Below are 25,000 nucleotides of genomic sequence, written 5' to 3'. Positions count from 1 at the left end.
CTTTTGCCGCGAGCTGCCTAGGGTATCCAGTTATTTATCTGCCTTGCGCAGGCGCGCGTAGTAAAAACCATCGTGACCATCCAATTGCGGCAGCAGTTGCCTGCCGCAGGGCTGACTTAGCCCCCACTCGACCATCAGCTCGTCGCAGATTGCGTCTTGTTGGCGCGCAATAAATGCTTCAATCACACGGGTATTTTCCTTGGGCATCACCGAACAGGTGGCGTAGAGCAAAATGCCGCCCGGTTTGAGCAGTGACCAGAGGCTTTTCAGCAGCTGGGCCTGCAGTTCCCCGAGTTTATCCAGCTCCTCCGGGGTGCGCAGCACTTTGATGTCGGGGTGGCGGCGCACAATACCGGTGGCGGAGCAGGGGGCGTCGAGCAGGATGCGATCGAAAAGTTCGCCATCCCACCAATCATTAGGTGTGGTGCCATCGCCGCAGACAACCTCGGCGCTCACTCCCAGGCGCGCCAGATTTTCGCGCACGCGAGTCAGGCGCCGCTCATCGGCATCGAGGGCGGTCAGGTGCAGGCTCGGCTCCAGCTCCAGCAAGTGCCCGGTTTTGCCACCGGGAGCACTGCAGGCATCCAATACCCGCAAATTGGGCGACAATTCAAGCAAATCGCCGCTCAATTGCGCTGCTTCGTCCTGCACACTCAACCAGCCTTCAGCAAAGTATGGCAGTTTGCGCGGGTCGCAGGCCTGCTCCAGGGTGATGCCGTAGGGACTGTACTGGGCGGGTTTGGCGCTGATGTTAATCTCACGTAGCAACTCTAAATAGTTGTCACGGCTGATCTTATGGGTATTCAAGCGCAAGCTAAACGGCGGGTGCTGGTTGTTGGCGGCGATCAACTGCGCAAATTGCGCGGGCCAACATTTGCTCAGCATAGCCTCCATCCAGGCTGGATGATTGCTTTGAAAAGCGCGATTTTCAGCAAGAAATTCATTAATTCTACCGCTATCGCGCTGGAAGCTGCGCAACACGCCATTGACCAGGTTGGTTGCCCAGGGCTTTTTGATATGGCGTGTGACTTCCACCGTTTCACCAATCGCGGCGTGGTCGGGGATGCGTGTGTGCAGCAGTTGGTAGAGGCCGAGCAGCAGCAGAGCCTGCACATCACTGTCTTTGGCGCGCAGGGGTTTGTCCAGCAGGCATTCGGTATAGGCCTGCAGTTGCGGATAAAATCGGCAGGTGCCAAAACACAGTTCTTGCAGCAATGCGCGGTCATTGTCGGGTATTTTTGTGGAAATGGCGGGTAACAGGCTGGAAAGTGAACCTTTGGCCTGCAGTATCTGGGCAATTACCTGCGCCGCCGCAGCGCGCACACTTAACATGCTGGCTGCTCCAATTGTTGGCCAAGGCTAAACAAATCGGGATGGCCGCGCAGTATCTCACCGACACTCATGGCTTTCTTCCCCGGCAATTGCAGCATTTCGAGCACAAGTTGCCCCTCCTTACAGGCGATCCATAATCCTTCGGGGTTGATCTGGGTGATGCTGCCGGGTGCGGCATTGGCGTTAGTATTGGACGCTTTAGCGGCCCAAACACGCATACGTTGATCGTCGCCCGCACCTGCGGGTTTGGTGTGCGCCACGGGGAAGGGATTAAAGGCGCGCACCTTGCGCGCAAGCTCAACGGCGGACAATTGCCAGTTGAGCGCCGCCTCCTCTTTGCTGAGTTTGGGCGCGTAGTTGCTCAAACTGTCGTCCTGTTTTTCCGGCTTAATGGCTCCGGACTCAATCAAATCGAGCGCCTCAATAAGCGCCGGGGCACCAAGGGTGATGAGCCTATCGTGCAGGCTGCCGCCGGTATCTTCAGCCAAAATTGGACAATAAGCCTTAATCAGCATATCGCCTGTATCCAGCCCCACATCCATTTGCATAATGGTCACGCCGGTTTGCGTATCACCCGCTTCGATGGCCCGCTGGATGGGCGCGGCGCCGCGCCAGCGTGGCAGGATCGAAGCGTGCACATTAATACAGCCGAGGCGCGGAGCAGCGAGCACCGCCTGGGGCAGGATTAATCCGTAGGCAACTACCACCATCAAATCGGCATTCAGCGCGGCCAGCGCTTCAACCGCCTCGGGGCTTTTAAAATTGAGCGGTTGGTAGACGGGAATATCGTGTGCGAGTGCAACTTCCTTCACTGGACTAGCGCTGAGTTTTTTGCCGCGCCCGGCCGGGCGATCCGGCTGGGAATAGACCGCAATCACCTGATGGCGACTGCCCAGCAGGGCTTTTAAATGCTCGGCGGCAAACTCGGGCGTGCCTGCGAAGATAATGCGTAAACCTTGGCTCATGAATAACCTGTCGAATTACAAAGCGTTTAAATCGATAACGATAGAAAATAAAAAAGGCGCCCGTAGCGCCTTTATCTGCTGCGCACGCTTAGCGCGCCTCAGCCTTGTGTTTTTTCTCCAGCTTGGCGCGAATGCGGGTGCGCTTGAAGGGCGAGATGTGATCCACAAACAGCTTACCATTGAGGTGATCCAGCTCGTGCTGGATACAGACTGCAAGCAACCCCTCAGGGGTTATCTCAAAAGGTTTGCCGTCGCGATCCAGCGCCTTGACACGGATATGATTGGGGCGCACCACAGTTTCATAGAAACCGGGCACCGACAAACAGCCCTCGTCGTATTCACTCAACTCCGGATCAAGCACCTCAATCTCGGGGTTGATAAATACCAGCGGCTGGGATTTGTCTTCACTCACGTCTATAACCACAACACGCTTGTGCACATTCACCTGCGATGCAGCAAGACCAATGCCGGGCGCGTCGTACATGGTTTCGAACATATCGTCGACCAATTGACGGATTTTATCATCCACTTCTGTGACGGGTTTGGCGACAGTGCGCAGCCGTGGGTCGGGAAATTCAAGGATAGGTAACAAGGCCATAGTGTTTGTGACAAACTTCTAGTAAAAAGGTAATAACCGCTGCTAACATGATGATCGCACAGGATTTATGCGGTGCACACGGAAACAGCATGGACTTTAACTTATTATTATACGTCTATCTGCCTCAGGACCGAATAAAACAGGATCGGTTTCTATGAAAAAAATATTACTGGCCGTTGCGGCCGCCTCTTTGATCAGCTTCTTCTCCTGGGCTGATGACGCCCTGCTTAAGACTGGTCACCCCGACGAATACACGGTCAAAAAAGGCGATACCCTCTGGGATATTTCCGGCACCTTTTTAAACAGCCCCTGGATGTGGCCCGAGATTTGGCACGTTAATCCACAGATTGAAAACCCCCACCTGATTTTCCCGGGTGACCTGATCAAGTTGATTTACCTGGATGGCCAACCGCGTTTGACGCTGGAACGCACCATGAAAATGGTTCCCGGCGGCGCAACCAAATTGAGCCCCAGCATCCGCGTTCAGCAGATGGATGAAGCCATCAGCGCTATTCCACTCGATAAGATTGATGCCTTCCTCTCGCGCAGCCGAATTGTTGAGCCCGGCGTGCTGGAAGCCTCACCTTATATGCTCGCAGGTCAGCAACAACACCTGATTGTAGGTGCCGGTGATCGCGCCTACGCACGCGGCCAATTCGATGCCAACTACACCAATTACGGTGTATATCGCAAAGGCCAGCTCTTCAAAGATCCAGTCACCAAAGAAGTCCTAGGTGTTTATGCCCAAGGTATAGGCACAGTAGCAGTCAATAAAATGACCGGCGATATAGCGACGCTGGATGTAGTGCGCACCTACGAAGAAGTTCGCCCCGGCGACAACCTGTTGCCTAGCGAAGACCGCTCAGTCGACTCTATTTTCTTTCCGAGCGCGCCCGACGCAGAAATTGAAGCCCAAATTATTGCCGTTGAAGGCGGTGTAACCCAAGTGGGCAAGTTCAACGTGGTTATGATCAACAAGGGTGAGCGCGAAGGCTTGCAAATTGGCAATGTAATGGCCATTTTTAAAGCGGGCGAAGTAGTGAGTGACCGGGTGCGCGGCGGCAAAGTTACATTGCCCGATGAACGTGCCGGCTTGCTGATGGTATTCCGCACCTTTGAAAAAATGAGTTTTGCATTGGTATTGGAATCTGACCGCCCACTGTCTGTCAGGGATAAAGTGCGCAACCCCTAATCTGTAATATATAGAGCTGCCCCCCAGTGGGCAGCATAGCTCAAGGATGATGTAATGCTTTCCCCTCTCGCCGCCCATTTACTCCTTTTACGCCTACCCGATACCGGAACCGCCAGCTACTGGCAGTTAATGGAGCAATTTACCAGCCCTCAGGAACTACTGAGCCTTCCGGCTCGCAGCCTCGCGCCCTACCTCAAGCCGCTGGCCATTGAGGCACTTGCCGACTTTCAGGCCAACCCGCAGCAGAGTCATTTAGCCCGCCTGTTGGCGGCAGATATGATTTATCTGGAGCAACAGCCTTCACTGCATTGCCTACTATTTGATGACCCGCGCTACCCGCGCCTGTTGCGTGAAATCCCCAAACCACCGCCACTGCTGTTTGTGCGCGGCAACCCGGATTGCCTGAGTTTGCCGCAGCTGGCGATAGTGGGCAGCCGCAGCCCAAGCGGGGGCGGCAATGAAAATGCTGAGCGCTTTGCGGCGTATCTGGCCGGTTGCGGCTTGGCGATCACCAGCGGTTTGGCTTTGGGTATAGATGCCGCTGCTCATCGCGGCGCACTATCAGCAGGTGGTATTACCATTGCGGTGATGGGCACCGGCATAGACCGGGTTTATCCATCGCGCCACCATCAATTAGCACAGGCGATTGTCGATGGCGGTGGCGCGCTGGTCAGCGAATTCCCGCTGGGTACTTCATCCCACGCCAGTCATTTTCCCCAGCGCAACCGTATTATCAGTGGCCTCAGTGGCGGCACCTTGGTGGTTGAGGCGGCGGTGCAAAGCGGCTCATTAATCACCGCATCCTACGCACTGCAACACAACCGTGAGGTGTTTGCGATTCCCGGCTCCATCCACAACCCGCTGGCGCGGGGCTGTCATCAACTCATCCGCCAGGGCGCAACCCTGGTGGAAACCGCGCAAGACATAGTCGATCAACTTTCCGGTTTAATCAGCTACAAGCGTCAGGAGCTGCGCGATAACCTGCAGCAGGAAGAGCTTTTCGCCGCTCCACCCACCCGCAACACCAAGTCCCCATCGAATGAAAAAAATACCCCGACGGAATCGCCCTCACTCAGCGAGCAAGAACAGCAATTGCTGCACGCTTTGGGTTACGATCCGCTGCCGCTGGATCTGCTTGCCGAGCGTATAGGGCAGGACGTGGGCGGCTTGTCGGCGGCGCTGATTGGCCTTGAAATCAAAGGTTTGGTGCAACAGGTTGGCGCGTCTTACCAGCGCTGCTGAATCGCTATAACCTGCCTGCGGGTTGAGCTTGGACGATGGCTGGGGTAGATTCGCGCCAGACTGCACCCGCAGCCCGTTTTTAGTCAGCCCACAGGTAATACTTATGCTCGATTGGTCAATTCATCCCCGCGTTCAATACGCCGCCCGTCAAATGCGCTTTGGCGGTGTAGTCGCCTACCCGACAGAAGCCGTATGGGGTTTGGGCTGCAATCCGTTCGATGAATTGGCGGTGACCGAATTACTCGCACTCAAAGAACGTCCCGTGCAAAAAGGGTTGATCCTGGTCGCGGCAAGCTTCCAGATGTTTGCCCCGTTTCTCGATCATTTGGACGACCTGCAGCGCCAGCGCCTAAAAAATAGCTGGCCCGGCCCTATCACCTGGTTAGTACCTGCGAATGGGTTGATTCCCTACTGGATCAGCGGCAACTTCACCAGTGTCGCCCTGCGTGTCACCGACCACCCGGTTGCCGCTGGCCTGTCGCGCGCCTTTGGCGGACCGATAGTCTCCACCTCCTGCAACCCGCAAGGCCGCGAGCCGGCACGGGACATTCACCAGGTGCGCCGCTACTTTGGCAACCAATTAGCCGCAATCACCGCTGGCGCTGTTGGCAAACGCAAAAATCCCTCCGAGATTCGCGATTTATTGACCGGTGATATTGTTCGCCCCAGTTAGCTTTTGTAAGCGATTTCCCCCCTTTGCAACTGCTCCGCGTAGAATGGCGACCTTTTTAGGCTCGCCTATACTAGACACTCAATTCGCAAGGATCTCCTATGAGCCATTCCCATGGGCCAGATAAGGCCGCGGTAAAAGCCTATCTACTTGATCTGCAAGACCGCATTTGTGCCGCACTCGCCGCCGAAGATGGTGACGCGGATTTTATTGAAGACGCCTGGACCCGCGCCGAGGGCGGTGGCGGCCGCTCGCGCGTGCTTACCAACGGCAAGGTAATTGAAAAGGGCGGAGTGAACTTCTCCCATGTTTACGGCACGCAAATGCCTGCCTCGGCGACGGCACACCGCCCCGAGTTGGCGGGCCGAGCATTTGAAGCCATGGGCGTATCGCTCGTGATTCACCCTCACAACCCCTATGTGCCTACCAGTCACGCCAATGTGCGCTTTTTTATCGCCGAAAAAGAGGGCGCGGAACCGGTATGGTGGTTTGGCGGTGGTTACGACTTGACCCCCTATTACGGCAACGAGGCCGACGTAGTGCACTGGCACCAGACCGCCAAAAACGCATGTGATCCGCTCGGCGAACATCTCTACCCAAAATTTAAAAGTTGGTGCGATGACTACTTCTTTTTGAAGCATCGCGGCGAAGCGCGCGGTGTGGGCGGTTTATTTTTTGATGACTACAACGCCGAAAGTTTTGCGCACAGTTTTGCGCTGATGCGCGCGGTCGGCGATAGTTATGTGCCCGCCTACCAGCCGATTGTTAATGCGCGTAAAGATCAGCCATTTACGGAACGCGAGCGCGATTTCCAACTCTATCGCCGTGGCCGCTATGTGGAATTTAATTTGGTGTACGACCGCGGCACCCTGTTTGGTTTGCAAACCGGTGGACGCACCGAATCGATTTTAATGTCACTACCACCGCTGGTGCGCTGGGAATATAACTGGCAGCCGGAAGCGGGCAGTGCTGAAGCTGAACTTTATGAAAAATTTCTCCCTCACCGCGATTGGTTGAAATAAAAATAATTTACCGTCAATCACATTGCGACTATTTAGTGGATAACTCATGACCGATTTATACGCCGTATTCGGCAACCCGATTAATCACAGCAAGTCACCGAATATCCATCGCCAGTTTGCCGAACAAACCGGGCAGGATATGCACTACAACAAACAACTTGTCAACGAAGGCGAATTTGAAAGCGCGGCGCAAGAATTTTTTGCGCAGGGCGGCAAAGGTTTAAACATAACGGTGCCCTTCAAATTAAACGCCTTTGCCTTTGCGCAAAAACGTACCGCGCGCGCGGAGCGTGCCGGCGCTGTAAATACGCTAGCGCGTTTGAGCGATGGCACTATTCTTGGCGATAATACCGACGGCATTGGCATGATTCACGATATGCACAACCTCGGCTGGGAACTGGAAGGCAAACGTGTATTAATTCTCGGGGCGGGCGGTGCCGTGCGCGGTATTTTGCAGCCGCTGCTGGAAGAAAAACCGGCGCAAGTAGTCATTGCTAATCGCACAGTGGAAAAAGCCGAAACGCTGGCAAAAAATTTCCTCGACCTGGGTGACATTTGCGCAAAAAGTTTTGCTCAATTACACGGTGATCACTTTGATATTGTAATTAACGGCACCTCCGCCAGTATGCAAGGTGAATTGCCGCCATTACCAGATGACCTGCTCGCTGCCAACGCTTGTTGTTACGACATGATGTACGGCGCCGAGCCAACTGTTTTTTTAACCTGGGCCAAAACCCACGGTGCGGTGCAAATTGCCGATGGTTTGGGCATGCTGATCGGCCAAGCCGCAGAAGCCTTTTATTTGTGGCGACAAATTCGCCCGGAAGTTGTACCGGTAATTACGGCGATGCGCCGCCAGTTGGCAGAGAAAAAATAAATCAATGCAGCAAACAACAGCGGGAGCCCAGAGTGTTATGCGAAAGATCAATCGCCTATGCACACACCGCTGGGTTTTCCTGCCTGTGCCGCAGAGTGCACAGTTGTGTGTGTCGCTGCTATTGAGCGCAATTTTTTTCTTCACTCAAGCAGCGCACGCGGAGCCAAAAACCGAAGGGCATAACCAAGCCCGCACAACTCCGCTGAAAGTGGTAGTGCCCGGCAGCGGTAAAGCCGCGCCCCATGAACCCTATTTTTACTACGTAAACCTGTTGCGCTTGGCACTGGAAAAAACCCGCGCGAGCGATGGCGATTTTGAATTGGGTTTTCACCAACACAGCGGTGGCATAGAGCGCGACCGAACGATGTTGATGGCGGGCGTGGGCATTGACGCTATGTGGGCATCGGTCACCCGCGAGCGAGCGGAAAAATTGCGTGTTGTCGAGGTGGATTTATTAAAAAATCTGAACAACTATCGCGCCCTGTTAATTCACAAAGACAAACAAGCACAATTTTCCAAAGTAACAAGCCTCGCGCAGCTACGGCGCTTTAAAACGGGCACCGGTCCCTATTGGACCGATGGCATCATTATGAAAGACAACGGTTTTACGCTGGTGTACGGTGCCAATTATGGCGGCCTGTTTAAAATGCTCGCCAAACACAGATTTGATTTTTTTTCGCGCGGGCTGCATGAAATTGAAAGTGATTTAATTGCCTTTGCTTCACTGGGATTGATGCAGGAACCTCGTTTGCTGCTCAAGTATGATCGCCCGGTGAGCTACTGTTTTTTTGTCAATAAAGATAATCACGCACTCGCCGACCGCATTGAGCGCGGGCTGCGCCTGGCGCAAGCAGATGGCTCGTTTGATGAATTATTTTTCAGCATGCCCAACTTCAAATACGGCTATGAAATGCTGCGCGATCCGCAGCGCCTTATATTGCAGATTACCAATAAAACCAATCCTTAATTCTTTAATGACTGCGGTACTGTCATGGTATATGCCAGCTTATTTTTTACCGCCCTGATCGCCGCGACATTTTTTCCCCTCTCCTCCGAAGCGCTGCTGGTGTCACTGTTGCATCAGGGCTACTCACCACTGTTGCTCGGGCTGGTCGCCACACTCGGCAATACACTGGGCTCCTGCATCAATTGGTATCTGGGGCGACAGTGCTTGCATTTCCAACACAAAAAATGGTTTCCGGTTTCCCCTGCACAGCTGCAGCGCGCCCAGCAGCAGTTTCAACGCTACGGCATTTACTCCCTGCTATTTGCCTGGCTGCCCATAGTCGGTGATCCGCTCACTTTGCTGGCCGGCGTGATGCGGGTGCAATTCCCCTTGTTTGTTGCACTGGTGGCCGTCGGTAAAGCGCTGCGCTATACCTTGGTGATCTGGCTGAGCCTGCAACTGCTCTAACCAGGGTTGACCACACCAAAAAAATCTAAAAATTCGATAAAAATAAGCAATTTTTAGCTATTTTTAATCTAATTATTAGGCCTTATTCTGGTTACAACTGAGGCGATGACAGAACTTCTGCAGCACCTCACCCCTTAATGTTCTTTAGCCAATTACCCGGAGTTCACCATGACTGCAATCAACAAAGTTCTCGCTACCAATAACTCGTTTTCCGCGCTCGCACTGCGCTTGCCACTGGGCATTATTTTTGCCGCCCATGGTGCGCAAAAACTGTTTGGCTGGTTTGGCGGCTACGGCCTGCAAGGCACCGGCCAGTGGATGGAATCCATCGGCCTGGGCCCCGGTGTGTTGATGGCCGCACTGTCTGGTTCGGCGGAGTTTTTTGGCGGCCTGGCGCTGATTTTGGGTCTGCTCACTCGCCCTGCCGCGCTGGTATTAGCGGTGACCATGCTGGTGGCCATTTTTACCGTGCACTTCAGCAACGGTCTGTTTATGAGTAACAACGGCTACGAATTTGGCTTGGCACTCCTGGCCGGTGCAGTTTCGCTGCTGATTTCCGGCGGCGGCCGCGCCAGTGTTGACCGCCTGCTCGCTAAACACTGAGCGCAATAATCGCTACAACAGTATTTCTGTAAGAAACAGCAAGAAACTCGCAGCGCCAATGGGGGCGCTGCAAGAAAAATGAGGTGACCTATGATCAGTATTCGACGCAGCCATGAACGCGGTGGTGCCAACTTCGGCTGGCTGGATAGCAAACACACGTTTTCATTCGGCAGTTATTACGATGAGCGCCATATGGGGTTTTCCGCCCTGCGCGTCATCAACGACGACCGCGTCACGCCCGGTGCCGGTTTTGCGACTCACGGTCACCGCGACATGGAAATCATCAGTTATGTATTGGAGGGTGAAATCGCCCACAAAGACAGCGAGGGCAACGTCGCCACGCTACCGCCCGGTGAATTCCAGTTGATGTCGGCGGGCAGCGGAATTCGCCACAGCGAATTTAATCCGTCAGACAGCAAACCCCTGCACTTTTTGCAGATCTGGATTGAACCCAATGTGCACGGCGAAGCGCCCGGCTACCAGCAAAAGGCATTTGGCAGCACGCCCGGTTTAACCCTGGCGGTCAGCCCGGACGGTGAAGCGGGCAGTTTGGTGATCAAACAGGATGCCCGGGTGTATCAATTGCGGCTGGACGCAAAGGGCGCGGCGCAATTACCCGCGCTGCGCCAGCGCAACTACTATGTGCATGTGATTAAAGGCGAGCTGTTGATTGAAGGCGAATTGGTGAGCGCTGGCGACGGCGCCAAACTTAACCGTATCGACAACTTGCTGATGCAGGCGCAAGCCACGGCGGTAGAAGCGCTGGTGTTTGATTTACCCTAGGCTTGGGCGGCAACCACCCGCAGCCTAAGTTCTTCGGGAAACCCCTCCAGCCGGGCGACCAGTTCGTCGCCCGGTTGCACCGGCCCCACACCGGCGGGGGTGCCGGTAAAAATCAAATCGCCGGCATCCAGTTTTATATAGCGCGACACCTCCACAATCAATTCCGGCACCGACCACACCATGCTGCGCCAATTGCCGCGCTGCACTTCTTTGCCATTGCGCGTTAGCACCAAATCGCCGAACTGCGAAAGCTCGCTGAAGGTGATGGGTAAGATGGCCGTACAAGGCGCCGAGCCGTCAAAACCCTTGGCCAGCTCCCAGGGGCGGCCCAGTTGTTTGGCTTCTTTTTGGCGGTCGCGACAGGTCATATCCAAACCGACGGCAACACCAAATACATAATCGGCGGCATCGGCAGCCGCAATCTGCGCGCCGGATTTGCCAATCGCAATAACCAATTCCAGCTCGTGTTCAACCTGTTGCGAAAAATGCGGGTAGATAAAATCCCTATGGTTTTGCGCCAGCGCACTCTGCGGTTTGAAAAAGAAAAATGGCGGTTCCCGCTCCGGGTCGTGGCCCATTTCCCGCGCGTGTTCGGCGTAATTGCGGCCAATGCAGATAATTTTATTGACGCCAAACGATGCGCCCTTAGGCTGCAACACCGGCAGCTGATAAACCCTAACAGACATAATTATCCCTTGGTGTGAGTGGAGTGAATAACGCAGCGATTGCGCCCGGCCGCTTTGGCCTGATTCATGGCGCTGTCGGCAAATTTTAACAGGGTGCTGGCGCTGCGCTCTTCGCCATTAAATAGCGCTATGCCAATACTGGTGCTGACTTTGCAGCGCTGGTTGATCAGCACAAAATCCCGCGTAAACAATGCCAATAACTGCTCGCCAAACTCCTGCGCCAAACGCTCGGCGGTGCCAGCATCCTGCCCCAACTGCTCCACCACCAGCACAAATTCATCGCCGCCAAAACGCGCCAAACTGTCGCCCGGGCGCAAATGGGTCAACAGCCGCTGGGCAATTTCCTGCAGCAGCAAATCGCCCTGATCGTGGCCATAGTTGTCGTTGATGTAGCGGAAGTTGTCGATATCGATAAACACCAGCGCCGCATACTGGTGATGGCGACCACAGGCCGCCATAGCCTTTTGCAGCTGCTCATTCAGCTGGCGGCGATTAGGCAGGCGGGTCAGGGCATCGGTAGAGACGCTCTGGCGGATAATGTCCTCAGCCTCTTTGCGCTCGCGAATATCGCGCGAGCTGCCCTGGGCACCCGCAAACTCGCCCTCGGCATTAAAAAACATACGCACCGCCGCTTCAGTCCACACCAACTCACCGTTTTTATGTTGCAGGCCATAGCGGGCCACGGAATCGCGCACACCGGTGGTGCCATAGCGTTTGGCGTTGCGCATGACATGTTGGAACTCGGCCAGCGCACGCTCCCGTTCGCTGGCATGCAACACAACCTCCATGGGTTGGCCGAGCAGCTCCTGTGGCTGGTAGCCTAGCAATTTGTGCACGGAAGGGCTGAGGTAGCAATAGCGATTGCGGGCGTCTATTTTCCACACCCAGTCGGTCATGTTGTCAGTGAGCAGGGCCATTTGCTGTTCGTGCTCGCGCAGTTGCGCCCGCTGGCGGCTAACTTTGCGATTGAGGCTGCGGGTCTGCAACAGCAAGCCCGCCGCCGTGAGAGCGATCAACACTAGCGCCACCAGCAGCAATGCGCTCCAATTGAACACCCGCACTTCTTTGTGATTGACCCACTTTTGTTGCAGTGCGGTCATTTCATCCGCGCTGATAGCGCCAATCGCAGTATTGATCTTCGCCAATAGCGCGGTGTTGTCGCGCGCTACCGCAGCGTGGAGCGAGCGCCGGTAGAGCACCGTCAGCACGCGGAATTTATCGGGTGTTGTGTAGCGATCCAGGTAGTACATGCCCACCGGATAATCAGCGACAAAAGCGTCCACTTCGCCTGCAATCGCCGCTTGCACCAGCAGCTCATTGTTTTGATAAAGCTTCAGTGGCTGGGTCTCGTAGTGGCTGTGCAGATACTCTTGTTCATAGGCGCCCGCCACCACACCCAGCGGCATAGCTTGCAGGTCGCCAATATCAATAGCGCCCGCGAGTTTCTTGGTGTGGATAAAAATCGCTGTGCGCAGCTCAAACAACGGCGCGGAAAAAGCGAGGGTTTTGCGCCGCTCGGGCGATAGCAATAAACCACCGTGGATGAGCCCCGGCGTGTTTTGCACGCGGCTGATGGTATCCGGCCAATCCATCAGCTCTACCTGCAGCGGCACCTGTTGTTTGGCGGCGATCAACCGCCAGATATCGATAATCAAACCCTGGGCATTGCCCTGCTGGTCGCGAAAGGCAAAGGGCGCCAAGCGATGATCCTGCACCACCTGCAGTGGTACAGGCGCCGGAACTTGCGGCGGCGCCTCCTGCGCGCTGAGGGTGGCGCTAAGCGCCAGCAGCAACAGCCCACTCGCGGCCGCCTTCAACAACCCAGACATAAATACCTGCAATTAGCTTTCGCTGAGATAAGTATTTTTGAGCTTTACGTAGTTATTGGCAGAGTAGAGGAAAAAGCTTTTTTCCGTTTCTTTCAACGGGCGAATCTGTTTGACCGGGGTGCCCATATACATAAAACCTGACTCAAGGCGTTTGCCCGGCGGCACCAGTGAACCAGCGCCGATCACCACCTCATCTTCCACTACCGCTCCATCAAGGATAGTCGAACCTATGCCGATCAGTACGCGATTGCCAATCGTGCAACCGTGTAAACACACCGAATGGCCCACGGTCACATCATCGCCAATGATGAGCGGATGACCGGCGGGGTTGTAATCACTGGCGTGGGTGATGTGCAGCACCGAGCCGTCCTGCACACTGGTGCGCTGGCCGATGCGGATTTTGTGCATATCGCCGCGAATCACCACACAGGGCCAGACGGAAGAGTCATCGCCCAACACCACATCGCCAATCACCACGGCAGATTCATCCACCAATACCCGCGCCCCTAATTGCGGTCGATGACCTTGGAATCTTCTTATTGCGCCCATAGTTATGCTCCTGAAAATGCTCATCTTTAATGGGTGTATGATACGCCAAACCCCGCCCGAATTTGCCTCACGGAGCCAGTGCATGACCAATCCCCTGTTAGCTTCCCACCGCTTGCCGCCCTTCAGCGCCATCAAAGCGAACCACGTCACCCCGGCGATTAGCGAATTGATTGCGCAAGGGCGCGCGCAACTGGCGCAATTGCTCGCTGATTTACCCAGCCCGAGTTGGGATACTTTGGTCGCACCGTTGGAAGAACAAGGCGATAAATTGGACCAGGCCTGGGCGCCGGTCAGCCATTTAAATTCGGTTGCCAATAGCGATGAACTGCGTGCGGCCTATACCGAGAGCGTGGCGCTGCTCACCGAATACTCCACCGAGTTCAGCCAAAACGAAGCACTCTATAACGCCTACCAACAGCTGGCGGACAGCAAAGAATTTGCGCAGTTGCCTCAGGCGCAGCAGCAGACAATCAATAACGCCCTGCGCGATTTTCGCCTGGGTGGTGTGGCGTTAAATGCAGCGGATAAAAAACGTTTTGGCGAGATCCAAAAACGCCTGTCGGAACTTTCCACGCAATTTTCCAACAACGTCTTGGATGCAACCCAAGCCTGGTTTAAACAATTTGATAATGCCGACGCGCTCGCTGGATTACCTGACTCCGCACTCGCCCAAGCGGCGCAAACCGCCGCGCAAAAAAATCTCAGCGGTTATGTGATCACGCTCGATTTTCCGTCCTACTACGCGGTGATTATGTATGCGGACAATCGCGCATTGCGCGAAGAAATTTATACCGCCTATGTCACCCGCGCCTCCGCTGCTGGCCAAAAAGCCGATGGCTCCTCTGCCGCTGAATGGGACAACAGCGCGCTAATTGCCGAGACTCTGGCGCTGCGCCACGAACTGGCGCAACTGCTCGGATTTGCAAATTATGCGGAGCGTTCACTGGCGAGCAAAATGGCACAATCCACTGAACAGGTGATCCAGTTTCTAAATGAACTCGGGCAAAAATCCAAACCTTTTGCCGAGCGCGATTACGCCGAGTTGCGCGCTTTTGCCGCCGCGCAGGGCTGTGCTGATTTACAGGCCTGGGATACCACTTATTACAGCGAAAAATTGCGCGTGGAAAAATACGCCGTATCGCAAGAAGAATTGCGCCCTTATTTTCCGGCGGAAAAAGTAATCGCCGGTATGTTTGAAATCGTCAAACGTTTGTTTGGCATCGAGGTAAAACAAGTTTCCGAATTTGATACTTATCATCCGGACGTGCGTTTTTATCACATCGAAAAAAATGGCACACAAGTGGCGAGTTTTTATTTGGATATGTTTGCGCGCGACAAAAAACGCGGCGGCGCCTGGATGGCCGATTGCCGCGTGCGGCGCAAAACCGCAACCGGTGTGCAATTGCCGGTGGCGTTTTTAACCTGCAACTTTACACCGCCGGTCGGCAGCAAACCGTCGCTACTTACACACGATGAAGTCACCACCCTGTTCCATGAATTCGGCCACGGTTTACATCACATGCTTACCCAAATTGATGTGGCGGCAGTGAGTGGCATTAATGGTGTGGTCTGGGATGCGGTGGAATTACCAAGCCAATTTATGGAGAACTGGTGCTGGGAACCGGAGGCGATTCCATTAATTTCCGGCCACTATGAAACCGGTGAACCACTGCCACAAGCCTTGCTGGATAAAATGCTCGCCGCCAAAAATTTCCAATCCGGTTTGCAAATGATTCGCCAGATCGAATTTTCGCTATTCGATTTCCGCTTGCACGCCGAATACAACCCGGCCGCACCGCAATCGGCGCAGGAGGTGTTAAACCAGGTGCGCGATCAAGTCGCGGTGATCAAACCGCCGGCGTTTAATCGCTTTGAAAATAGTTTCAGCCATATTTTTGCCGGTGGTTATGCGGCGGGCTATTACAGCTATAAATGGGCTGAAGTGTTGTCGGCCGATGCCTACTCGCGTTTTGAAGAGGAGGGCATTTTTAATGCGCAAACCGGCGCCAGTTTTCTGCAAGAAATTTTGCAGCAAGGTGGCAGCAAAGCGCCGATGGAGTTGTTCAAACAATTCCGCGGGCGTGAACCCGAAATAGCGGCGCTGTTGCGTCACTCGGGCATTACACCCAGCAATATTCCAGGGGAGGCAGCTTAATGGCTTACAGCAGCAAACGCCGTTTTGTAGCGGGCGCCGTGTGCCCGCGCTGTTCGGAAATGGATAAGCTCGTGGTGTACAGCGAAGAGGGTAAAGACTATCGCGAATGTGTCGCCTGCGGTTTCAAGGATGAAATGCGTTTTAAATTTGCAACGCGCGAATTGGAGACGCGGGTTAATCAAACCGATGATGAAAAAAGTGAAGTACAAGTGGTAAACATCCTGCCATTCCCTGCAGATAAATCTGATAAATAATTTTTTGGCGCGTGTCTCTTTTTTACACGCGCGCATTTTTTCTCCCATAATTTTCCGCGCTGGGTATTCCCGTAACAGATCCTCACTTTTCTTAACTTCTGACGTCATTTTATCTTGTTGTCATATTGAACATATGATACTTGTATCCAACCATTCTAGTGACTTGATGTCGCCAGCTACCCTTGGCTCATCATCTGCAGAAGGGCTATTCACGAGAAAAGGATGAGTTGCCAACCAGAGCTTCTGGCCAACCCCGTCGGCACGGGAAAGGCCAAAGCTGACTACATCCTCGGGCTTTCATAATCGATAACAATTCCCAGGAGCTGTACTCCATGAACACAAAAGCACGGTTTAACAAAAAAATCATTGCCACTGCGATCGCCTCCACCATGCTCGGTGGCTTTGGTAGCTACGCAGTAGCGCAAGACGACAATCTCGAAGAAGTAATGGTAACGGGTATCCGTGCCAGCCTTGAGGCATCTGCTGACACCAAACGCAATTCAGCGGGTGTGGTTGATGCCATTAACTCTGAAGATATGGGTAAGTTCCCCGACACCAACCTCGCTGAATCATTGCAACGTATTACTGGTGTATCTATCAGCCGTGTGAACGGTGAAGGTTCGGAAGTGACAGTGCGCGGCTTCGGTGGCGATAACAACATGATCACCTTGAATGGCCGGATGATGCCTGCCGCCAATGCTTACGGTGGCGGCAGCGGTGCTGGTGGTACTCGCGGCGGTGCAACCCGCGCCTTTGACTTCGCCAACCTCGCCTCTGAAAGTGTGAGCGCGGTAGAAGTTTACAAAACCAGCAAAGCCAACATCGCTACCGGTGGTATAGGTGCAACGGTAAACATTAAAACTGCACGCCCACTCGACAAGGGTGGTTTTAAAGCCAGTATTGGCGGCAAGGCAGTAATGGATTCCACCAACCGCACCGGCGATGATGTAACCCCTGAAATTTCAGGCATTGTGAGCTGGGCAGATGACAGCGATATGTTTGGTGTATCGCTCACCGCCAGCCAACAAAATCGCGACTTCGGCAACTCCAACGCAACGGTCAACGACTGGAACATTGGTCGCTGGGGCACCAACAACCTCTACTCCTTTGCGCCAGGTGCACAGATCACCAATGAGCCGGAACAAGGCCAGTTGTACGCACGTCCTAACGATATTCGCTACGCCTACTCTGATTCACAGCGCGAGCGCACCAATGCCCAGCTGACCCTGCAATTCAGACCGCAAGAAAACCTGACCACCACCGTGGATTACACCTACGCCGAGAACCATATCTCCGAGCAGCGCGGTGAAGCGACTATTTGGTTTGCCAACGGCAACTCGGTAGATCGTTTGGAGTTTGATAACTCGGCAGTTGCCTCGCCGGTGCTCATTTCTGAAAACGTGAGCGGCAAAGACCACGGTTTCGAGCAGCAATATCGCGAACAAACCAACGAACTCGAATCACTGGGCTTTAACGTTGAATGGCAAGTGAACGACAGCTTTACCCTGGCTCTGGATGCTCACGATTCCACGATGGAAAGCTTGCCAACCGGCCCAGGCAAAGCTGGCGAAATCGCTTTCAGTATGGGTGCACCGGTATTGACCTCACAAGTGGTTAACTTCAGCGGTGACCTGCCTACCTTCCAATTCGTTGTAGACGACAGCGCGCGCGGCAACAACAACGGCGTGCTTGACGCCGGTGATATGGGCTCGCAAGTTGCCCGTATTTTCTACGCCGCCCAAACCACCGATATCACCCAGGTGAAAATCGACGGTAGCTTTGAATTTGAAGATGGCCGCTTTGACTTTGGTGTTGAATCGCGCGCGATGGAAACCGTACAACAGGCATCCGACCGCTACATGGGCTTGGGCGACTGGGGTATTGCTAACCCGGGTGAAATTCCCGCCGACCTGATTCAAGATTTCAACCTCGCCGGTGAATACGATGACTACAACACCTCGGCATCATCACAAATTGGCTTCAAAGGTGATGCACGTGCTCTGGCACAATGGGGTGTAGATGAATACGGTACTAGCGCCAATGGTTATGTCGTGGCCTACAACCCTAACCTCTCACAAAACAACACCGTGGAAGAAGACACTGATGCCTTCTACTTCCAGGTCGCGGTAAAAGGTGAACTGGCAGGCATGGAAACCAATTATTTGACCGGTTTCCGCTATGAAACAACCGATGTATTCTCCAGTTCCGATTCACTGTTGCCGCGCTATTTGCTATGGCAAGACAACAACGACTTCCAAACCGTGAGAGAGACCAACGTTACTGTTTTGTCAGGCAAGACCAGCTATGACCATCTGTTGCCAAGTGTGGACTTTGACATAGCCCTGCGTGAAGACCTGAAAGCGCGTGCGTCTTACAGCAAAACTATCGCCCGCGCCGGTTTTGGTGACCTGCAAGCGTCGGTCAGCAACTACGGCACTATCGGCTCAACCTATTTAGGTTCACGCCCAACCGCTAACGAAGGCAACCCGGAACTGGTTCCGCTGGAATCGAACAACTTCGACGTTTCCTTGGAGTGGTACTACGATGACTCCAGCTATGCGTCTGTGGGTTTCTTTGAGAAGCGTGTAGATAATTTTGTGGGCACCGAGCAAATTGATAAAAATCACTTTGGCGTATTGGATCAAACCAACGGTCCACGTGCTGAAGCTGCTGCTGAAGCCTTGATTTCGCGTAATATCCCGGTAGATGACACATCGCTGTTTGTGATGATGGCCGTATTGGATAATCCAACCGCATTCCCCGGTGGCGCGAATGATTACGTCAACTCATCGCAATTCCAGATTGATGTTGCTACCGCCTACGACCTGATCCCGGTTGCTGGCGATCCGGAAATGGTATTCCGTACCGCTACTCCGGTTAACAACAAACAAGCCAAAATCTACGGCGCTGAATTTGCTGTACAGCACTTCTTTGGCGAAACAGGTTTTGGTGTGCAAGCGAACTACACCGTGGTACGCGGCGACATTGGTTTTAGCGATGAAACCGACCCAAGCGTATCGCAGTTTGCATTGACCGGTCTGAGCGACACCGCGAACATAGTCGGTATCTATGAAAACGATGCGTTCCAGGCACGTCTTGCTTACAACTGGCGCGACAGCTACCTCAACCAAACTAACCGCGGCAACTCCAAGAACCCGCTGTACGTAGAGGCCTATTCTCAAATTGACCTCAACGTTAGCTACAATGTTAACGAACAATTGACCGTGTTCTTTGAAGGCCTGAACCTGACTGAAGAAAATATTCGTCACTACGGCCGTTCAGAAAGTCAATTGTGGTACCTTGAAGACTTGGGTGCTCGTTATCAAATTGGTGCGCGTTATAACTTCTAATGGCTCTTTGAGTTAATCAGTCGTTATTAACCGCTCCACCAAAAAAAGACCGCTCTTGTAGCGGTCTTTTTTTCTATGGTGTTTCATCCGACACTCACGCTTTAACAAGCTATTAATTTTTAAAAAAATAATGTTTTTAAAAACGACACAATAATTCGATAAACGACAGCGCGCTATTCGGAGCAGTCATGGCCAAACACGTATTACTCAACAATATCACCCACAAAGACCTTAAAGTGATTACCCAACACTCTGCACGCTTTGGCGATAACGTCGGCAGCACACTAACGTTTCCCACCGAGTTTGGCGATGTGCAGCGCGAGTACCCTATCTTATTTCGCAAAGACGAGCGCAGCGGGAAATTCCAGTCTGTCGTCTTGCTTGGGCTAAAACCCGACGAAAATTTATTTCTGGATGAATTCAGCGGATGGAAAGCCAATTACATTCCGGCAGTTATTGAACGCGGCCCATTTCTGATTGGCTTTCAGGACCAAAGTGCGGATGGCGGCCCGGAGCGAGCACCGGTGGTGCATCTGGATGTGGAACACCCGCGCGTCAATGACAGCGAAGGCAAAGCAGTATTTTTGGAATACGGTGGCATGAGTCCCTATCTGGAACGTATTAATCAATTATTGCAGCGTATTTATGAAGGCATGCAAATTAGCGACGCCATGTTCGAGGCTTTTAGCGCGCTGGATTTAATTGAGCCAGTGACTCTGGAAATTGAAATCAATGAACGTGAGCAATATCGTTTGCAAGGCAATTACACCATCAGCGCAGAAAAATTAGCCCAGCTACAGGGCGATGATTTATTGCGCCTGCACCGCAGCGGATTTTTGCGTTGCGCCTATTTGGCAATAGAGTCATTGGGCAATGTGCAACGTTTGATTCAATTAAAAAATGCACGCGCCTGATTATTCGCAATGGCGCAAGAGGTTTGGCAGATGAATACAGCAGCTCAAAACACCGGCAGCCAACAACCAGTTAAACGCGTAGTTATTGTCGGCGGCGGCACCGCTGGTTGGATGGCCGCTGCGGCACTGGCAAAAAAATTCGGCGATTTATTTTCCATCCAACTAGTGGAGTCCGACGAGATTGGCACCGTCGGGGTTGGCGAAGCAACCATTCCCCCCATGCGGGTATTCCACAAATTACTGGGTATCGATGAACAGGAATTTATGCGCGCCACCAGCGCCACATTTAAATTGGGCATCCGTTTTGAAAACTGGGGCCGCGATGGCGACAACTATATCCACTCCTTTGGCAAAACCGGCAAAGAAACCTGGCTGGGCGACTTTCATCATTTTTGGCTGCGCGCACGTGAATTGGGTTTGCCATTTGAATTCAGCGATTTTTGTTTAGAACTGCAAGCCGCCAAAGCCAATAAATTTATTACCGGCAATAATGTTGATATTAATTACGCCTACCATTTGGATGCTTCGCGCTATGCGATTTTTTTGCGTGCACTGAGCGAAAAAAATGGTGCGCAGCGTATCGAAGGGAAAATAGAACAGGTGGTGCAAGATCCGCACAGCGGTTTTGTGCAGGCGGTGCGTTTGCAATCAGGGCAAGTGATCGAAGGTGATTTTTTTATCGACTGCTCGGGTTTTATCGGTTTATTAATTGAAAAAACTCTGCACACCGGTTACGACGATTGGTCGCACTGGCTCCCCTGCGATAGTGCGCAAGCAGTGCAAACCGAGGCTGTAGGCCCACCACCGGCCTACACTCGTTCCATGGCGCACGCCTCGGGCTGGCAGTGGCGCATTCCGTTACAGCACCGCGTCGGTAATGGTTTGGTGTATTGCAGTCGCTACATGAACGACGAGCAGGCGCGCGCGCACTTGTTAAATAATCTGGAAGGTAAAACACTTACCGAGCCCCGCGTGATTAAATTCCGCACGGGTCGTCGTCGCAAAAGCTGGAACAAAAATGTTATCGCCCTGGGTTTAGCCAGCGGCTTTTTGGAACCGCTGGAATCCACCAGTATTCATTTGGTGATGATGGGTATCACGCGGTTTATGCGTTTTTTTCCCTTCAATGGTATAGAGCCAACGTTGGTGCAGGAATTTAATGAACAGTCGCGTGAAGAAGTAGAAAAAATTCGCGACTTTATTATTTTGCATTACAAAACTACCGAGCGCGATGACAGCCCATTTTGGCGCCAGTGCAAAAACATGGACATTCCCGACACCCTCGCGCACCGCATGGAATTGTTCAAAAAAACCGGCCACGCTTATCAAGCCGACGGCGAATTATTCCGTATCGATTCCTGGACCCAGGTCATGCTCGGTCAACGGTTAATGCCCGAACACTATCATCACATCGCTCAATTGATGAGCGAGCGCGAGCTGCAACATTTTTTCAGCGGCATGAAACAAAATATTTTACAGTCAGTTGAAAAAATGCCATCACATCAAGCATTTATTGCCCAGTATTGCGCGGCAAACAGCGCTTAGACTCTGGTGTTTAATCCGCAATTTAGCTAAATCCCCGCGTGGTTTTCACGCGGGGATTTTTTTATGTGTCGCCCGCGCTTGTCTATTGACCCACTTGCATACAAGTAATAGTATTTACAACCATAACACATGTATACAAGTACACCACATATATCAGATGCCAGAATAATGCCTCGGTGGATGTCGGTGTTGTCATGCTCACAATAAAACAACACGGGGAACTCTATGAATAAATACACCAATCCACTCTTTTCAGTTAGCTTGCTGAGCCTTGCCATAGCGGCCAGCGCGCAGGCGCAAGATCAGGCGTTGGAAGAAATTGTGGTCACCGGCTACAAAGCGAGCTTAAAAAGTGCGCTGGATACCAAGCGCGATTCCACCGGCGTGGTGGATGCGATTAGCTCGGAAGACATAGGCAAGTTCCCCGATACCAACCTTGCCGAATCGCTGCAGCGCATTACCGGTGTGTCGATTGACCGCAGCGGCGGTGAAGGCCGTCAGGTGACCGTGCGCGGCCTTGGCCCACAGTTCAATACCGTGTTGTTGAACGGCCGCCAGATGCCCAACGCCAACGCCAGCCGCGGTTTTAACTTTGATACTGTCGCCGCAGAAATGGTAAGTGGTGTAGAGGTATATAAAACCTCTACTGCCACCACCCAATCCGGCGGCATCGGCGCCACGATTAATGTAAAAACTGCCAAGCCTTTGGACCTGGGCACCAAGTTTGCCGGTTCGGTAAAAGGCCTGAATGAAACCAATATCGATGACATCACCCCGTCAGTTTCCGCCTTGGCGAGCACCACGTTTAATGACAATTTTGGTGTGCTGGCAGCGGTGAGTTTTCAGGAGCGTCAGTACCAGACCGATTCGGTAGAGCAGCGCCGCTGGGACTGGCGTTCACGTCGCCCGGCCACAACCGGCTCTTATTTGGTTCTGCCTGATGCCCAGGGCAATCCGCAAAACGTGGATTTCTACCCCACCCAGACCGCAATCAAGCGCCAGGAATTTGAGCGCGAGCGCTTGAACGGCAGCCTGGTATTTGAGTACAAACCAGCCGATAACCTCGCTATCACTTTGGATGCGCAATATTCCGACCTGCAGCAAGAAGGCATGGAGTATGAAAGTGCCGCCTGGTACGGCTATGGCAATAACGAGCAGTATGAAATTGATGAAAACGCCACCATCGTCAACCGCACGGTGACCAACGCCGGTTTGGATTTTTTTGTAAACAACCCGGTCACTCAGGAAACCGGTTTGAGCACTGGCCTGGAAGTGGATTGGAATATCAACGATTCATCCAGCTTGTTGATTGCCTACAGCCAATCCAAAGCGGAAGCGCAGCCGGATAAACAAGCCAACATCAGCCGCTCTGACGTTCAGGCATCACCACTGTCGTTTACCTTTGAAATTCGTGACGACGTAGCCAGCCACTATTACGACAATACCGATATCTCCCTTGCCAATGCACGTATCTGGCAATACGACGGTTACTCTGACCCACGCACCGATGAGATCGACCAATCCCGTGTGGATTACACCTTTGCGAGCGATAGCCTGACGGTGAAAGCCGGCCTGATGTTTACCGACCAGACCAAGACCATCGAGCAGTACATGGCTAAAGCGGGCGGGGTATTGCAAGGCAAGTACAACCTGGTAGGCAGCGACCCGGCGACCAGCCTCTATCGCTCTGTGGCCGATGCCCAGAACGCCGGTTACGCGGTAAAAACCATGAACCATGCGATTATGGGTGATTTGGCTTACTTCGCGTTTGATCCGCTGGCATTCAACGACTGGACCGCTTACGCCCAGCAAGACGCCGGTGCCACTGCCGCACAAAAAGATGCCACCAACTCCACCCTGATTCGCCAGCCTAACTGGTCGGAAATCAACGAGCAGACCACGGCGGTGTATCTGGAGGCGACCAAGTCCTTCGACCTGAATGGCCGCGACCTGACCGTAGTTGCTGGCACCCGCTATGAGGACACCGCCATCGACTCAACGTCGCTGGAGCAAACCCTGGTATCGCTGACCCCACCCCCAGTGGCCGGTGAGTCTTACACCCGCGTGTATGGCGACAGCGTGCCCTTCACCGATGGCGATGGCTACGATGTATTCCTGCCTAACCTGTCGTTGAAATACGACCTGTTGGATGATGTTGTGCTGCGTTTTGGCGCCTCGCGCACCATTACTCGCCCCGAGCTGAACGATATGCGCTCTGCACGTACCCTGGGTGATGTGCGTGAAGGCCAGACCGGCGTAGGCAGTGCCGGTAACCCCAACCTCGAACCCTTTATGTCGGATAACTTCGACCTGTCGGCGGAGTGGTACATCAATGATTTTGATTATGTCTCCATCGGCGGTTTCACCAAATCCATCGACAATTTTGTGGTAACTGAAGGTGTGCCTGAAACCATCACCGGCGTAATCGACCCTGCTACCGGTCAGGATGTGATTTACGAAATGCGTCGTCCACGCAACCTGGATACCAAAAAAGTCAGCGGTGTTGAAGTGGGTGGCCAGCATATCTTCGGCGATACCGGTTTTGGTGTGATCGCCAATGCGACCTTCGTATTTGCTGACCCGGAATATGACTTTGACACCCCGCTTGGCGAGATCCCCAAAGCCGATGCCGTGGTTGGTGTGAGCGATTCCGCCAACCTGGTAGGTTTCTATGAAAATGGTCCCTTCCAGATTCGTATTGCCTACAACTGGCGCGATTCATTTGTGCGTGGTTTCCAGTACTTCTACACCAGTACCAGTAACGAGCCGGTCGTAGTGGAGGACTACTCACAAATCGATATCTCCATGAGCTACGACCTGAGCGACAACGTCAGCATCTTCCTCGAAGGCATCAACGTCACCGAAGAAGGCGCCCGCATCCACGGCCGCGAACAGAACCACATGTTCTACGTCGGCGAAGGTGTAGGCCGCTACGCACTGGGCGTGAGAGCAAGCTTCTAAGCCTCTCAGTTAAAACCCCGCAAAACAAAAACCCCCGCATGTTCCCATGCGGGGGTTTT

21 protein-coding genes are annotated in these 25,000 nt (G+C 53.3%); 15 read left to right on the top strand and 6 right to left on the bottom strand.

The annotated features are described in order from the left end of the window. Positions 1–30: 30 nt before the first annotated feature. The 3 genes from rsmB to def form a co-directional block, all read right to left on the bottom strand. Entirely contained in the window at positions 31–1,332 is a 1,302-nt protein-coding gene (gene rsmB / locus D0B88_RS04955; protein WP_151055589.1) for a 16S rRNA (cytosine(967)-C(5))-methyltransferase RsmB, read from the bottom strand. After that, on the bottom strand, positions 1,326–2,297 hold the full coding sequence (gene fmt, locus D0B88_RS04950) for a methionyl-tRNA formyltransferase (protein WP_151055587.1): 972 nt from the start codon (positions 2,295–2,297) through the stop codon (positions 1,326–1,328). Before fmt ends, rsmB begins: the two co-directional genes overlap by 7 nt. A gap of 88 nt (positions 2,298–2,385) precedes the next feature. Further along, the gene (gene def, locus D0B88_RS04945) at positions 2,386–2,895 is read right to left on the bottom strand and encodes a peptide deformylase (RefSeq protein ID WP_007638636.1); all 510 of its coding nucleotides are present in this window, start codon (positions 2,893–2,895) and stop codon (positions 2,386–2,388) included. Positions 2,896–3,049: 154 nt separating this feature from the next. On the opposite strand from def, the gene D0B88_RS04940 reads away from it, so the two are divergent. The 9 genes from D0B88_RS04940 to D0B88_RS04900 all read left to right on the top strand — a co-directional run bounded on the left by D0B88_RS04940 (position 3,050) and on the right by D0B88_RS04900 (position 10,698). Continuing rightward, positions 3,050–4,087: a LysM peptidoglycan-binding domain-containing protein gene (locus tag D0B88_RS04940; RefSeq protein ID WP_151055585.1), complete on the top strand. Its 1,038-nt coding sequence runs from the start codon at positions 3,050–3,052 to the stop codon at positions 4,085–4,087. Positions 4,088–4,141: 54 nt separating this feature from the next. Next, positions 4,142–5,329: a DNA-processing protein DprA gene (gene dprA / locus D0B88_RS04935; protein WP_007638638.1), complete on the top strand. Its 1,188-nt coding sequence runs from the start codon at positions 4,142–4,144 to the stop codon at positions 5,327–5,329. A 103-nt stretch (positions 5,330–5,432) separates the two neighbouring features. Further along, positions 5,433–6,002, top strand: a complete 570-nt coding sequence (locus D0B88_RS04930) for a Sua5/YciO/YrdC/YwlC family protein (RefSeq protein WP_007638639.1) — start codon at positions 5,433–5,435, stop codon at positions 6,000–6,002. A 98-nt stretch (positions 6,003–6,100) separates the two neighbouring features. Beyond that, complete coding sequence (gene hemF, locus D0B88_RS04925) at positions 6,101–7,021, top strand: oxygen-dependent coproporphyrinogen oxidase (RefSeq protein ID WP_151055583.1); 921 nt, start codon at positions 6,101–6,103, stop codon at positions 7,019–7,021. A 46-nt stretch (positions 7,022–7,067) separates the two neighbouring features. Continuing rightward, positions 7,068–7,898 carry a shikimate dehydrogenase gene (aroE, locus tag D0B88_RS04920; protein ID WP_151055581.1) on the top strand — a complete coding sequence of 277 codons (831 nt, stop codon included), beginning with the start codon at positions 7,068–7,070 and terminating at the stop codon, positions 7,896–7,898. 37 nt (positions 7,899–7,935) lie between these two features. Beyond that, positions 7,936–8,865 carry an ABC transporter substrate-binding protein gene (locus D0B88_RS04915; protein ID WP_151055579.1) on the top strand — a complete coding sequence of 310 codons (930 nt, stop codon included), beginning with the start codon at positions 7,936–7,938 and terminating at the stop codon, positions 8,863–8,865. Positions 8,866–8,889: 24 nt separating this feature from the next. Next, positions 8,890–9,312 (top strand): YqaA family protein, encoded by a 423-nt coding sequence (locus D0B88_RS04910; protein ID WP_007638648.1) that lies wholly within the window; start codon positions 8,890–8,892, stop codon positions 9,310–9,312. A 168-nt stretch (positions 9,313–9,480) separates the two neighbouring features. After that, the gene (locus tag D0B88_RS04905; protein ID WP_007638650.1) at positions 9,481–9,915 is read left to right on the top strand and encodes a DoxX family protein; all 435 of its coding nucleotides are present in this window, start codon (positions 9,481–9,483) and stop codon (positions 9,913–9,915) included. Between the two features lie 90 nt (positions 9,916–10,005). After that, entirely contained in the window at positions 10,006–10,698 is a 693-nt protein-coding gene (locus tag D0B88_RS04900) for a pirin family protein (RefSeq protein WP_007638652.1), read from the top strand. On the opposite strand, the gene D0B88_RS04895 is transcribed toward D0B88_RS04900, so the two are convergent. The 3 genes from D0B88_RS04895 to D0B88_RS04885 are packed head-to-tail and all read right to left on the bottom strand — an operon-like array spanning position 10,695 to position 13,762. Then, the gene (locus D0B88_RS04895; protein WP_007638654.1) at positions 10,695–11,384 is read right to left on the bottom strand and encodes a fumarylacetoacetate hydrolase family protein; all 690 of its coding nucleotides are present in this window, start codon (positions 11,382–11,384) and stop codon (positions 10,695–10,697) included. The two genes, D0B88_RS04900 and D0B88_RS04895, sit on opposite strands and share 4 nt — an antisense overlap. A gap of 2 nt (positions 11,385–11,386) precedes the next feature. Then, positions 11,387–13,213 (bottom strand): diguanylate cyclase domain-containing protein, encoded by a 1,827-nt coding sequence (locus D0B88_RS04890; protein WP_151055577.1) that lies wholly within the window; start codon positions 13,211–13,213, stop codon positions 11,387–11,389. Positions 13,214–13,225: 12 nt separating this feature from the next. After that, entirely contained in the window at positions 13,226–13,762 is a 537-nt protein-coding gene (locus D0B88_RS04885; protein ID WP_151055571.1) for a gamma carbonic anhydrase family protein, read from the bottom strand. Positions 13,763–13,844: 82 nt separating this feature from the next. Between D0B88_RS04885 and prlC the strand changes: the two genes are divergently transcribed. The 6 genes from prlC (at position 13,845) to D0B88_RS04855 (ending at position 24,941) form a co-directional block, all read left to right on the top strand. Beyond that, positions 13,845–15,917 (top strand): oligopeptidase A, encoded by a 2,073-nt coding sequence (gene prlC, locus D0B88_RS04880; RefSeq protein WP_151055570.1) that lies wholly within the window; start codon positions 13,845–13,847, stop codon positions 15,915–15,917. After that, positions 15,917–16,171, top strand: coding sequence for a YheV family putative zinc ribbon protein (locus D0B88_RS04875; RefSeq protein WP_007638662.1), 255 nt, complete (start codon positions 15,917–15,919; stop codon positions 16,169–16,171). Before prlC ends, D0B88_RS04875 begins: the two co-directional genes overlap by 1 nt. 332 nt (positions 16,172–16,503) lie before the next feature. Continuing rightward, positions 16,504–19,521, top strand: a complete 3,018-nt coding sequence (locus D0B88_RS04870) for a TonB-dependent receptor (protein ID WP_151055568.1) — start codon at positions 16,504–16,506, stop codon at positions 19,519–19,521. 188 nt (positions 19,522–19,709) lie between these two features. After that, entirely contained in the window at positions 19,710–20,435 is a 726-nt protein-coding gene (locus tag D0B88_RS04865) for a SapC family protein (protein ID WP_151055566.1), read from the top strand. Between the two features lie 30 nt (positions 20,436–20,465). After that, positions 20,466–21,980 (top strand): tryptophan halogenase family protein, encoded by a 1,515-nt coding sequence (locus tag D0B88_RS04860; protein ID WP_151055564.1) that lies wholly within the window; start codon positions 20,466–20,468, stop codon positions 21,978–21,980. Between the two features lie 225 nt (positions 21,981–22,205). After that, positions 22,206–24,941, top strand: a complete 2,736-nt coding sequence (locus D0B88_RS04855; RefSeq protein ID WP_151055562.1) for a TonB-dependent receptor — start codon at positions 22,206–22,208, stop codon at positions 24,939–24,941. The last annotated feature ends 59 nt before the right edge of the window (positions 24,942–25,000 follow it).

Origin of the sequence: Cellvibrio sp. KY-YJ-3, assembly GCF_008806955.1 — a bacterium.
In the GTDB taxonomy this organism is placed as follows: domain Bacteria; phylum Pseudomonadota; class Gammaproteobacteria; order Pseudomonadales; family Cellvibrionaceae; genus Cellvibrio.
Note: the sequence above shows the minus strand (reverse complement) of the source record. Positions and strands in the feature narration are given on the sequence as shown.

Coding starts and splice junctions, on each gene's coding strand:
- rsmB (WP_151055589.1), bottom strand. CDS start 1,332: ATGTTAAGTGTGCGCGCTGCGGCGGCGCAGGTAATTGCCCAGATACTG.
- fmt (WP_151055587.1), bottom strand. CDS start 2,297: ATGAGCCAAGGTTTACGCATTATCTTCGCAGGCACGCCCGAGTTTGCC.
- def (WP_007638636.1), bottom strand. CDS start 2,895: ATGGCCTTGTTACCTATCCTTGAATTTCCCGACCCACGGCTGCGCACT.
- D0B88_RS04940 (WP_151055585.1), top strand. CDS start 3,050: ATGAAAAAAATATTACTGGCCGTTGCGGCCGCCTCTTTGATCAGCTTC.
- dprA (WP_007638638.1), top strand. CDS start 4,142: ATGCTTTCCCCTCTCGCCGCCCATTTACTCCTTTTACGCCTACCCGAT.
- D0B88_RS04930 (WP_007638639.1), top strand. CDS start 5,433: ATGCTCGATTGGTCAATTCATCCCCGCGTTCAATACGCCGCCCGTCAA.
- hemF (WP_151055583.1), top strand. CDS start 6,101: ATGAGCCATTCCCATGGGCCAGATAAGGCCGCGGTAAAAGCCTATCTA.
- aroE (WP_151055581.1), top strand. CDS start 7,068: ATGACCGATTTATACGCCGTATTCGGCAACCCGATTAATCACAGCAAG.
- D0B88_RS04915 (WP_151055579.1), top strand. CDS start 7,936: ATGCGAAAGATCAATCGCCTATGCACACACCGCTGGGTTTTCCTGCCT.
- D0B88_RS04910 (WP_007638648.1), top strand. CDS start 8,890: ATGGTATATGCCAGCTTATTTTTTACCGCCCTGATCGCCGCGACATTT.
- D0B88_RS04905 (WP_007638650.1), top strand. CDS start 9,481: ATGACTGCAATCAACAAAGTTCTCGCTACCAATAACTCGTTTTCCGCG.
- D0B88_RS04900 (WP_007638652.1), top strand. CDS start 10,006: ATGATCAGTATTCGACGCAGCCATGAACGCGGTGGTGCCAACTTCGGC.
- D0B88_RS04895 (WP_007638654.1), bottom strand. CDS start 11,384: ATGTCTGTTAGGGTTTATCAGCTGCCGGTGTTGCAGCCTAAGGGCGCA.
- D0B88_RS04890 (WP_151055577.1), bottom strand. CDS start 13,213: ATGTCTGGGTTGTTGAAGGCGGCCGCGAGTGGGCTGTTGCTGCTGGCG.
- D0B88_RS04885 (WP_151055571.1), bottom strand. CDS start 13,762: ATGGGCGCAATAAGAAGATTCCAAGGTCATCGACCGCAATTAGGGGCG.
- prlC (WP_151055570.1), top strand. CDS start 13,845: ATGACCAATCCCCTGTTAGCTTCCCACCGCTTGCCGCCCTTCAGCGCC.
- D0B88_RS04875 (WP_007638662.1), top strand. CDS start 15,917: ATGGCTTACAGCAGCAAACGCCGTTTTGTAGCGGGCGCCGTGTGCCCG.
- D0B88_RS04870 (WP_151055568.1), top strand. CDS start 16,504: ATGAACACAAAAGCACGGTTTAACAAAAAAATCATTGCCACTGCGATC.
- D0B88_RS04865 (WP_151055566.1), top strand. CDS start 19,710: ATGGCCAAACACGTATTACTCAACAATATCACCCACAAAGACCTTAAA.
- D0B88_RS04860 (WP_151055564.1), top strand. CDS start 20,466: ATGAATACAGCAGCTCAAAACACCGGCAGCCAACAACCAGTTAAACGC.
- D0B88_RS04855 (WP_151055562.1), top strand. CDS start 22,206: ATGAATAAATACACCAATCCACTCTTTTCAGTTAGCTTGCTGAGCCTT.